The organism is Zarconia navalis LEGE 11467 (assembly GCF_015207075.1).
Taxonomy (GTDB): Bacteria; Cyanobacteriota; Cyanobacteriia; order Cyanobacteriales; family Geitlerinemataceae; genus Zarconia; species Zarconia navalis.
The window spans coordinates 1-11324 of the sequence record NZ_JADEXN010000111.1 but is presented as its reverse complement, the minus strand read 5'-3'; the positions used below and the strand labels follow the sequence as shown (position 1 = coordinate 11324).

The 11324-nt window shown below is 47.1% G+C and carries 10 protein-coding genes; 6 read left to right on the top strand and 4 right to left on the bottom strand.

Going from position 1 to position 11324, the window contains the following annotated elements:
• Together IQ235_RS08045 and IQ235_RS08040 are read right to left on the bottom strand one after the other, a co-directional pair.
• On the bottom strand, positions 1 to 365 hold a 365-nt coding region (locus IQ235_RS08045; protein ID WP_264320965.1), incomplete at its 3' end, for a cytochrome C assembly family protein.
• Between the two features lie 452 nt (positions 366 to 817).
• Positions 818 to 1021: a hypothetical protein gene (locus IQ235_RS08040; protein WP_264320964.1), complete on the bottom strand. Its 204-nt coding sequence runs from the start codon at positions 1019 to 1021 to the stop codon at positions 818 to 820.
• A 36-nt stretch (positions 1022 to 1057) separates the two neighbouring features.
• Here IQ235_RS08040 and IQ235_RS08035 point away from each other — a divergent pair, with 36 nt between their 5' ends.
• From IQ235_RS08035 to IQ235_RS08010, 6 genes are all read left to right on the top strand, one after another.
• A complete protein-coding gene (locus IQ235_RS08035) occupies positions 1058 to 1204 on the top strand; it encodes a hypothetical protein (protein ID WP_264320963.1) in 147 nt (48 codons plus the stop codon).
• A gap of 317 nt (positions 1205 to 1521) precedes the next feature.
• The gene (locus tag IQ235_RS08030) at positions 1522 to 2253 is read left to right on the top strand and encodes a sigma-70 family RNA polymerase sigma factor (protein ID WP_264320962.1); all 732 of its coding nucleotides are present in this window, start codon (positions 1522 to 1524) and stop codon (positions 2251 to 2253) included.
• A gap of 23 nt (positions 2254 to 2276) precedes the next feature.
• Complete coding sequence (locus IQ235_RS08025) at positions 2277 to 3383, top strand: DUF1822 family protein (RefSeq protein ID WP_264320961.1); 1107 nt, start codon at positions 2277 to 2279, stop codon at positions 3381 to 3383.
• Positions 3384 to 3902: 519 nt separating this feature from the next.
• Entirely contained in the window at positions 3903 to 5615 is a 1713-nt protein-coding gene (locus IQ235_RS08020; protein ID WP_264320960.1) for a polyamine aminopropyltransferase, read from the top strand.
• A 248-nt stretch (positions 5616 to 5863) separates the two neighbouring features.
• Positions 5864 to 6475 carry a DUF2617 family protein gene (locus tag IQ235_RS08015; RefSeq protein ID WP_264320959.1) on the top strand — a complete coding sequence of 204 codons (612 nt, stop codon included), beginning with the start codon at positions 5864 to 5866 and terminating at the stop codon, positions 6473 to 6475.
• A 222-nt stretch (positions 6476 to 6697) separates the two neighbouring features.
• Complete coding sequence (locus tag IQ235_RS08010) at positions 6698 to 8116, top strand: hypothetical protein (protein ID WP_264320958.1); 1419 nt, start codon at positions 6698 to 6700, stop codon at positions 8114 to 8116.
• A gap of 110 nt (positions 8117 to 8226) precedes the next feature.
• Here the strand turns inward: IQ235_RS08010 and IQ235_RS08005 are convergent, their stop codons facing one another.
• Together IQ235_RS08005 and IQ235_RS08000 are read right to left on the bottom strand one after the other, a co-directional pair.
• Positions 8227 to 9012 carry a class I SAM-dependent methyltransferase gene (locus tag IQ235_RS08005; protein ID WP_264320957.1) on the bottom strand — a complete coding sequence of 262 codons (786 nt, stop codon included), beginning with the start codon at positions 9010 to 9012 and terminating at the stop codon, positions 8227 to 8229.
• A 191-nt stretch (positions 9013 to 9203) separates the two neighbouring features.
• On the bottom strand, positions 9204 to 11324 hold a 2121-nt coding region (locus tag IQ235_RS08000), incomplete at its 5' end, for a glycosyltransferase (protein WP_264320956.1).

The following is an 11324-nucleotide window of genomic DNA, read 5'->3' as shown; positions in this document are numbered from 1 at the left end:
CGCATATCCGCGGGTAAGGTGAGGGCGGCGAAGGCGGTAATGCTCATGGCGACGGGGGCGGTCACGGTTCCCACCAGTCGCGAACGACTCATCCCTTCGGCAATCAGATGTACTGCCGTCAATCCCCAAGTCAGGAAAAAGAGGGATTCGTATAAATTACTGATGGGGAAGTACCCGGCTTCGATCCACCGTGCCCCTAAAAGTGCGGCGATACAAAGATTACCGACGGCCATTCCGGTGGTTCCCAACCCCGCGAGATATTTGATGCCCGGAAATGCCGCCCCGACCCAATACACCAACATGGTGACGAACAGAATGACGAAGGAAATATTGTCTAGTCCGCTCTGAAGGGATACCAGATCCATGAAAGATTCTCCCTAAATTTTTCGATCTCAAATTATTGCGAATACACTTCACTTTAGATGGAATCGAGGCGATCGACAACGGTCGCTAATTCGCAAAATCATAAAATCGCAGCGTTAGCACGAACAGCCGATCGCAATTTCCGAATCGGCGTTTTTTGTGCTTCTCCTCATCCACTAGCGTCCCGAGAATGTTCCCGATGTCGTTTCTCGATCGAGCGCGAGAGGGGAAGACCGCTGTGAGCAAGCATCCTGATTCCACAACAACTCTATTAACTTGCACTCTCTCGACGTGCATCTCAAAATATGTAACGAACGGTCTTCGGAGCGCTAGTTAGGAGTCAGGACACCATCCTTCGATGATGTCCTGCGATGACGTTTATCGGGTGGTGACCCACGCTACTCGTTGCTTGCCAGTTTGCGAGAACAGAGGTTATGCGATCGCGAGTTGTACGCTAGCGGGTTTGAATGCTGCCGCGCAACTCGCGAGATTCTTGCTTGACTTGACCTTTCACCGCAGCTTGCTGCAAATGAATAAAAGCTTTGAAGTCTTCAACATCGTACTTATCGGTTAAGAGCTGTCGCAGTCGATCTTCTGCACTCAAACTCAGATAACCCGTTTCCAATGTTTGTCGGACAATTTCGCGAATTAGAACCATATGCTTCACCCTGACGTAAACGTAGACAGATTTGGAGTGGAGACATCTTCGATCTCGCCAGTCACCGGATGCCAGACCTTCAGAACCAAAGCCGGTAAGATGGGGAATACCCCAATATCCCTGCGCCTCGGCAGCAATTTCGACCTACGGCAACAACGCCCCAACTTACTGTCTTGTCAGTAAACCAAACAAAAATTTCGCCAAATTCATATTTCTTTGTAAAAATTCATATATAAGTTTCTAAGACCTCTTGCACCGATGGCATCATCGAGAAACTTGGATGAAAAGCCGTAAATACGCAGGTTGGAGACCCAAGAATTTAAAGATCGAGAGAGCCAGACCGGATCGAAATAGCCAAGAGTACCTCGACCGGGCAAAAGTTGCGCGAAATAAATTAAATTGAGGCTGATAGGTTTATGAAAGGGAAAGTCTCAGTTTCGGGCTGACCCCAGCCAACTTGGGTGCTAAGTCGGTCAATTGAAATTAAAAAATTTGTGAGGATGAATGCAACCTGCCGAGGACGCTACCTCCCCCCGAATGCTAACGATCGGGGGGTTAACGGCGACGAAAGTCGCCGACCGCGAGAACCTTCCGAGTCCATCGAGGAGCAACTTGCCCGATTTGTAGTCGAAACCTGTAGTCATCCCCCCGGCTCGTTAAAGCGCCGTCAAAACTTTAATCGTTTGGTGCGTGCCATCCTTGACTCGGGAAAGTTATGGCGGGAAAACACCCCTTACTATGCCGATGCGTTGCAGCAGACGTGGCTGTACCTGTGCCGAAATCTCTGCCAGGGCACTACGGGAGCGAAGTACGATCCTCACAAAAGTCAAGTGACGACTTGGCTCAACCAATACTTAAAGCGACGACTGCAAGATTTTTATCTGGCGGCGATTCGCCCGGAAAAACAGCGAGTTTACTCAACAGCCTTCCAAATCGACCCCTCTTTTAACGAGATCGACAATCTACCAGCGCCTCCGGACATTCCCCCCATCTTAGAAGAAACCCGACAGTGGGTTCTTGCGGATGCAAACAGGGAATTAGGACGCATTCATATCAAAAGTCGTCCGGACTTGACCTGTCAGGTCTTAATTTTGCGTCGTTTGCCCCCCGAAACCGACTGGAAGACCTTAGAACGAGATTTGGACTGTTCGTACTCAACCCTGGCCAACTTTTACCAACGCCAATGTCTGCCGCGCTTGCGAAAATTTGGCAAAGATCGGGGATATCTATAGTAGCGGGAACTTTTGCCATCGAGATGTCTGACACTACGATCGAAACCACGTCTTTACCGATACCCATTACTCAAAAGGCGCGCGATCGCGCCCGACAATTTAGCACCGAACAACCCAATCGATATCGCGCTAAACGAGTTTATCTCAATACCCTTGCAGTCTGGGCCGTCCGCGACTACTTACAACTGATGGAGATCGAGACGAACTTAGAAGCAAGCGATAGTTGGAACCCCTTAGTGCGAATGTGCGCCGATGTCGCCGATCTGAAAATCGAAGGGGTGGGAACCTTAGAATGCCGTCCGGTGAAAGCATTGGGCATTGCGGCTCCAACTTCAGAGAAAATCACTCGACACTCGAAAACCTCACGGGTGTGTACGATTCCACCAGAAGTGCAAACCGATCGCGTGGGGTACGCGATCGTCGAGATTGACGATGCCAACTCGACAGCCACCCTGTTAGGATTTGTCAAAACCGCCGGGAACGGGACAATTTCTCTGACCCAACTCGAATCTCTCGATGGGTTGCTCGCTCATCTCGATCGAGTTCGTCAACCCGAAATCCAGTTGAACCGATGGTTGCGAAAACAGTTTGAAAGCGAGTGGCAAGATGCCGAATCGCTATTATTGCGGGAAGTCGAACCCGATCGCGTCCCCGATCGTCACCAGACTCGATCGAACTGGGATCGATGGATGCAAGCACTGATGGGCGACCGGCATCCCATCTCGCAAAAGACCTCGACAGCGCCGGGAGATGCGAGTGGGTTGGTCTTCCGCAGCCCGGGGAGAGTCACTCGACTGGTTCCCGAAGCTCAAGTGGCACGCGCCAAACTCGTCGATTTTGGGATGCAGTTGGGAGATCGGGCGATCGCCCTGTTGGTGGCGCTGACGCAAGATCCCGATCGCAAAGTGGGAATTTGGGTTCAAGTACATCCTATGCGAGGTGCTCGGTATTTACCCCCCAATCTCAAGTTAGCGCTGCTCTCCGACACGGGGGAAACCTTGCAAGATGTGGTCTCCGAGGATCTCGATCTCTATATTCAACTGCGACCGTTCAAAGCCCTGCCCCAAACCCACTTCAGCCTGCAAGTTGCCCTCGACGATCTCAGTCTGACGGAAGCTTTCGCAATTTAGATGCGGGAAATATTCTGCTCGGTGCGTTTGGGAAGAGGCAAGAGGAATCGGGACGATCGCGCTAGGACTCATTACTGTCTACCCTCATCGACTTCGCGATTTATAGCGGCTTTCATGTTGGGTCGATCCCAAACCGGGGTAGACACAGGGGCACAGTGGTGTCAACTTAAGGTAATTGCTGGTTTGTCAATGACGCTCAATTCGTCGAAAAACCCGGAATCGGGGGGTCTCCCCCCAAACCCCCCCGCCGGGGGACGAAACGCCTCCCGGTCGCGCTCGCCGGTCGTTGTGCCCCTGCGTACAAGAGTGAAATCGTTCGAGCATGGGTTTGATGGGGGTTGGAGAAAGGTACTTGACAATCGATGAAATTGTTTAAGTTGACACCACTGTGCCCCCGTGCCTACCCCTACTGGGGAGTTGGGTTCAACCTTCACGAACACCGCCATAATTTTCTCAAACACGCTCCCCTACAATCAAAAAAGTTAGCGTGGTAGAGTGCCCGGTTGGAGTAAATCGATCGTGACTGAGATTTCAAAGAAATCAACCAAAAAATCAACATTCTCATGGCCGGTCTTTTTTCTGGCGGCATCGATGTTCTTCACCGGCTTTGCGGGGTTGGTGACTGAGTACATCATGGGTACGACTATCGGCAGTTTGCTCGGAGGCACCCACGTGCAACTGAAGCTCACCATTGGAATCATGATTCTTACCATGGGACTTGGGGGCATTTTACAAGCCCAGTTCAACAACAAAAATTTGATTGAAAAGTTTGTCGTTGTTGAAGTCCTGTTGGCGATTATCGGTTCTTACGCGCCTTTAACCCTCTTAGCTGTTTTTGCCCATATTGGAAAATTCTTCCCGATTCTCAGTCTTTTGTTAGTGGGTCTTTTAGGACTTTTAATCGGTTTTGAAATTCCGTTGGTGATGCGCATTAACGAGCAGTTCGTCCCGAATTTAGCCAGTAATACCGCTTGGATCTTTTCCTTAGATTACATCGGCAGCTTTCTGGGGGCGATTGTTTGGATTAAATTCCTCATGCCTTCGGGAAGACCGCTGACGGAGCTTTCTTTTCTCGTGGCTTTCGTCAACCTGGTCGTTGCATTGATAACATTTCTCTATTTTACATTTCGCAAACAAGTCAAGCCTCTTAAAGCCGGTGCTTTGTTACTCCTCGCAGTGTGTCTCCTCTCGGTTGGTATGAGTAGAAACCGCACCCTTGCTACGCATTTAGAACAGAAATTCTTTAACGACCCAATTGTTTACACTCAAACCACCCAGTACCAGCACATCGTTTTGACGGAATCGAATTCGGGAATCGTCGAGCTATGGCTCAACGGCCACAAGCAGTTTTCATCCTACGATGAGAAAATTTATCACGAGTTTTTAGTGTACCCGGCGATGGAAACGGCACCTCGACATGAAAAGGTCTTAATCTTAGGTGGCGGCGATGGTCTGGCCCTGCGTGAGGTGAGAAAATATCCTGGAGTTAAGAAGATCGTGTTGGTGGATATCGATCCGGCAATGGTTGAATTGGCCAGAACCCATCCACTCTTGAAGAAAGTCAATGAGGGTGCGTTTGAGGATGCTCGTATCACCATTGCCGACAACCCCAGCGTCTATAGCGAGAAGTTTTCGACGGCACCGATTCTATTTGAGTCGAAAAAGGCCGGCCCCGATGGCAAGCCGATTGTTGAAAAAGTGGCAGATGTTGACGTGTTAAACGTTGATGCGAGCAAATTCCTGCAAAATGTGGATGAAATCTTTGATGTGATTATCATCGATTTTCCCGATCCATCATCGGCCGACTTAGCTCGGCTCTACAGCACCATGGTATTCGATCGGGTTCGGGAGCGGCTGGCCCGGTTTGGAGTGATGTCAATTCAATCGACGAGTCCCGTGCACGCCAAAGATGCCTTTTTATCAATTGGAAAAACCCTCAATGCCTCCGGCTTCGATACGATACCGTATCACCAGAACGTTCCCAGTTTTGGTGAGTGGGGGTGGCACCTGTGTACTCGCTCCAATGAAAACTACTCCCGAGATCTCAAAGAGAAAATTGCTAACATTGAAAAATACTCAATCTCGACAGAGTTTATTCACCCCGAGTTGTTTCGGGCCTCGACGATCTTTGGGAAAAGTTGGCTTGAGTCCGATAAAGCAGCGGTCAATACTATTTCCAATCCAACACTCATCGTGCAGTATTTAGAGTCTGCATGGAACTTCGTCGAGTAGTGCCGCTACGGGTCATTCAAAATGCGCGCCGGAAAAATGCTTACGAGATAAGGCTTTCATGGATTGAAAACCTGTCATTGATTTCTGAAGTGCGGTCGTCGTTGGTTGTAGATACAATCCAATCTCGACTGAGTGAGGCTTGAATCGATCGGGCTTTAATCCATTGCGATTGTCGATATTTTCCTCGATTTGTCATGAAAATCATCGAGGCAGAACTGACTTGTCATTAATTCAGGGTATTCATAAAAATGGAGACGGCAACCCCGATTGACGTACCGTACCAAGACGTTTCATCGGCCCGATTATGTTATTCGCTGCTGCGCGGAACACCGGATTTGGAGGTGCTACAACCGATCTCAACGATCGATTTGGTCGTACCGACGGAGGGTCAAAGTATATCTGTAACCATCGGAATTTTGGGTGCGAGTCACTTTATGAGCGTTCGATTTCCCGACGATCGAGCGATCGCTGAAGTGCTTGCGTGCCTTGAGTTACGAGAGGCTGATGCGATCGCTCGACTGAGTTGTCTCGATTTGAGCGGAACTTTGACTCAGGTATGCGAGAAATTGAACCAAGGTACCTACCGTTTCCAAGTTTGGTGCCAAGATTGGAGCGAGACGGGATGCCAGGAGAAAGTAGAACGTTTAGCCGCACAAATCCGCAAAGCCAATGGCAATACAGAGGCGGGTCTTGCATTTGAGTTTCCGTCTAGCGAAACGGACAGACCACTCGATCGTCCGCCGGTAACCTTGGTTCTACTGAGGATTCGGAACTCCTCCCCGGAAGTATTTGAATTGCAGACCGTTCACAGTTACCCCAACGAAGGGAGAGTGGTCTTCAGTCATAGTTCCTACGAATAGTCTTGAGAAAGTATCGATTTCTTGACGCTCGAATCCTCAATCCCACAAACTTGATACACTAGTGCAGCGCGGCACAAATAATTACCTAGCTCTCAACCCGTGAAAGCTATGTAGAATTAGCATTTTTAATTTTTAATTTTGCGAAAAGTGGGCGGTGTCGGTTTCCGTCCCGTTCAACTTTTCAAGACGCATTTTTAATGACCCGTAGCGGCACTAGAATCTATGAAACTCGCACATTCTTCGCCTTTCATTATTACAAGTATGCATCGATCGGGAAGTTCTCTAACGGCTTCTCTCCTCGAAAGTGCGGGGTTGCATCTTGGGCGGCAGTTGATGGCGGGCAATCAAAGTAACGTCAAAGGTTATTTTGAGAATTTGGATTTTCTCGACTTTCACAAAGCGGTGTTGCGATCGCATGAAATTACCGATAAGGGGTGGACGTTGCAAGAATCGATCGAAGTAGACGATCGATTTGTGGATACGGCAAAAGAAATCGTCGAACGCAATGCGATCGCCTCAAATTGGGGATGGAAGGAACCGCGAACGACACTCTTTTTAGAGTTTTGGGGAAATCTGCTTCCGAAAGCTCAATTTTTGTTTATCTATCGTGCCCCCTGGGAAGTGGTAGACTCTCTCTACCGTCGGCGGGAGGATAAGCCATTTCAGCGCAATCCCGATATGGCGATTAAGCTGTGGTTGCACTACAATCACCTAATTCTCAATTTTTACAATCGGTTTCCTCACCGCTGTTTGTTGGCGAGTATTTATTCGATTACAGAGAGTTCGTCGCAGTACGTCGATGGGATTAATCAAAAGTTCGATCGGGATTTAAATTCACCGAACCCTGAGCTTTACGATGCGGGTTTGCTTTCGATTCAAAGTGCGGCAGAATATCGAGCCTCGTTAATTAACCATTACTTCCCCGAAGCCATTCAATTGTATCGAGAACTCGATGCTAGAGCGTGGTATCCCGAAAATACGCCGCCGCTACTGTGGGAGGAGAAATTGCAAGCAACGCCCTACCGAGTGTGGGCATTACAAGACTGGGCAGATAATTGCGGTTTGGCATTTGAAAATACCCAGCTTAGATCCGATCGACATGAATCTAAGTTGAAGATAAAGCAGTTAGAGAAAGAGTTAAAAGCAGCGAAAGAAAAATGCGATCGAATGGAGAAAAAGCAGGAAAAACTCGATCGTACTGAGGAACTTTTACAACAATCGCAAACGCAACTCCAACAAATGGAAACCGTTCTTGAAGCTACACAATCGGTACTCAAAAAAACAGAAACTCAACTCGAAGGACAACAAGAAAACTTGGAACAACAAGCGGTTGCTTTACAAAGATGGGAATTGCGAGAGAAAATAGGACGAGAAACGAACGATCGAAACCAAACCGAATATCGAATTTTGGTATGGGATGCTTGGCGTGCTTATGGCGATCGCAATTTTGAGGAAATGGTATGCTGCTTGCAAAAATCGATCGAGTATTCCTCTGTTTCGCGATCGGAACTTATCTTAAATTGGCTAGAATACTTTACCTATTTCTCCCAAGAAGCAAGAATTTCCTTTAATATTGAATCTCTAGTTTCTTCTGAATCTTGGCAGCGATTGCTTGGATTGATGCGAGTCAGTTGTCATTAAGTCATAATTCAGAATTGTGATGTATGACGACGGATAATTAGATTCAATTGAGAATCAAGATTGTTGCCATCTAACACATCCTATAGCGATCGCTCATGACTTGTTACTCATTAATGTTGGGCATTTGCATAATTAATATACTGCTTTTCGATACGATCGACATAAGCTGAAATATCGGGAAATATTGGTGATTTTGATGCTTCGACAATCCAAACGCTGGGATAGCCGTTATGGATGCGATACTTGCCGTGGCGTTCGAGATTTCTGAGTACGGCGTGTTGGCTTTCCCCATATTGACAGTACTGTATATTCGTCCATCCCAAATTTTCGAGTAGTTCGGTTAAAACCTCTTGAGAATAGAGGAATTGATGTCCCCAGCCATGGAATGCTTTATTAATAGCAAAAGTTTGGGAAACGCGCGTTTTAGCATCGGGTTCTGCGAGATTCATATGGGTAGAAAGTACCCATTCAAGTGCGGGAGTTGATAATCGAATCATACCTCGATTGCTTAGGCTATGCCAAGCGTGACGCAAAAAATAAACGACACCTTCTAAGCTTAAATGTTCGAGGAAATGTTCGCCGTAAATATACTCGATTCCGGTAAATTCCCAAGGTTGGGTGACATCCATAACGCAATCGATGCCGGGAAAATCGCGAATGTCTACATTCCACCAATCGGGTAAAATATTTTTAGGCCCGCAGCCAATTTGAATTTTTTTAATTCCCTGAGGATGGTGAGGACTAAGTCGAGATGTATTTTTTGGCTGAATATTCTTAATTTCTTGCAGATTTCGATCGACCGATTTTCTTGGCTTGATAAATTGCTGAGCGCGATCGATAACAGATTGCGATCGTTCTAGATCGAGCTTGATTTGTTCTAAATTCACATCATTCATTTTGTATTCTTATAGATTGGCATAAGATGCGTTAGATGGCAGTCAACTATTTTAAAAGTCAGGATTAAACATCCATATAAAATATATTATTATTTTCGCAAAAGAATTAATTAAATAAAAATCAAGAATGATACGTTACGACAGATTTTTATATCTCAGTAAAAGTTATTGTTATCGCTGTCTAACACATCCTACAAATTTAAAATTCCCTTTTTTGCCATAAAATTTCGTCCCAAATTGGCGATCGCCTTCTTCCTAACAATCTCGCGCATATTCGTCTTTTCATATAATTTTGTCACTTGCTTCCAAGCCAAATTGCGACGATAGAGCACCGTAAAAGATTCGATCGCCTTGGGAGAATAGGCAAAGAGGTAGCGCAGAACTAAATCCCAGTCTTGCAATCGCAGTAAACTCTCATCGAATCCGCCGCAGGCTTCGTAAACGCTGCGATGGTGGCAAAAACTGTTGAGATCGATATAATTGCGTTCGAGAAGTTTGTCGTAGTTGAAAGGTTGACAGTACGTTCCTTTTAAGTCCCATCGTCCATCATCAAATTCAGAATCGATCGCCCAAGTATAGGTACATTTAAACTCAGTTTTAGATACCAGAGAATTCACACAAACTTGTAAGTGTTGTGGATGCCAAATATTATCAGAATCGAGGTAAGCAATATATGCTCCTTTAGCCTGTTTTAAACCGAAATTTCGAGCAACGGAACCATTAGCTTTAGGACGCTTAAAATATCGAATTCTGACATCCTTAAAATCGGCGATCGCATCTTCGGTACCATCGGTACTGCCATCATCGCAGATTAACAGTTCCCAGTTCGGATAGGTTTGCTCGATCGCACTTTGAATGGCTTCGGGGATAATATAGCTGCGGTTGAATGTTGGCATGATAATCGAAACCAACGGTGGATTCGCTGGAGTTGTCAGGACTTTCAATCCCGCTTCCGATTTGGCGAACTCTGTTAAAAAAGGTTGCAGTTTTTCTTGTTTATCGTTTAAGTTCTCTACTTTGTCATAAAATAGAGACAATGTATTTTTCGGTAGCTTCGGCTGAAGAGTTGCTTTGCTCCTTAGCCGATCGATAACTTCTAATATGCTTTTTGCTCGTCGATCGAAAGTATGGTTTGCTAGAACGATTTCTTTGGCTTGACGAGCTTTTTTTCGCTGTTCTGATATATTCTTCAAATAATAGTTAACTTTTTGGTGTAACTCCTCAGCCGTTGTATGGGTTTCGATCGCCTCTCCAAACACTTCCGATAATCCCGCCACCCGATCGCTAATCACAAAAGTTTCGCACGCACTCGCATCGAATAAACGATTGGAGAGAAACCCTTCATCCCGCATCGTTTCCCAGGAATCGTTGAGTAAAATCTGACAGTTGGAGTAGGCTTGATGGAGACGATCGTTAGGTATATACTCCCCTTTTATTACCGATTTCGGGATAAACTGTTCCCAGCGAGAACCGTATACTGCCACATCAATTCCCCCAGCTAAGGCATCGCGAACGATCGGGCGGAAAACGTTGCGAGAGTTGCCCACAAATAAGACATCGTGTTGCGTATCTCCAGTCTCGGGATAAAAGACTGCCGGATCGGTACATTGATGCAAACAAGAAACCGGCACTTGCAATTGAGCAGTTAGCTTTTGGGTATAAGGTTCCGACGCGACGAAAATGGTATCGAATCGGTTCAACTCTGCTAGGGAAACCCGATCGGGATGGCTGATGAGCCACAATAAATTGATACAGTTAGGTTGGGGTTTGTAGCCATGTCTGCCCCGCAGAACGATCGCCACTTCATCTCGATCGGATTCGGGATTCTCCCATGCATCCTGGCAATCCACCCGTACCTGATGCCCTCGCTTTTCAAAGGCACGTTTGAGGGCATTAGCGAAGTGAAAATCTCCCCATTCTCGGGCAACCTCTACATTGGGAACGGAGGTTTTGATGGCAATGCGATACTGCCCGACGTTGTTAGAGAAATGGCTAGGGGTTAAAACTCTTTTTTTTTTCAGCAAACAGTTGCCCAACCCCAAATGCAACGCCTCATTTTCCGGTTCGAGTTGCAACCCCATTTGATAAAATGCGATCGCCCCGGCAGAGTTCCCCCGGCGCGTCAGGGCATCCCCCAACCCCAGATACAGCCGCGCGTCGTCGGGTTTCAACTCCAACGCCCGATGATAATGTTCCAAATTATCCGGTTCTTCGGCAATCGCCCGCCGATACCATTCCAGCGCCGCCGTTACATCCTCCCGCGCCTTCTCCCGCAGCGCCACCGCCAGTTTGCGCGCCAGCCAGGGGGTTTC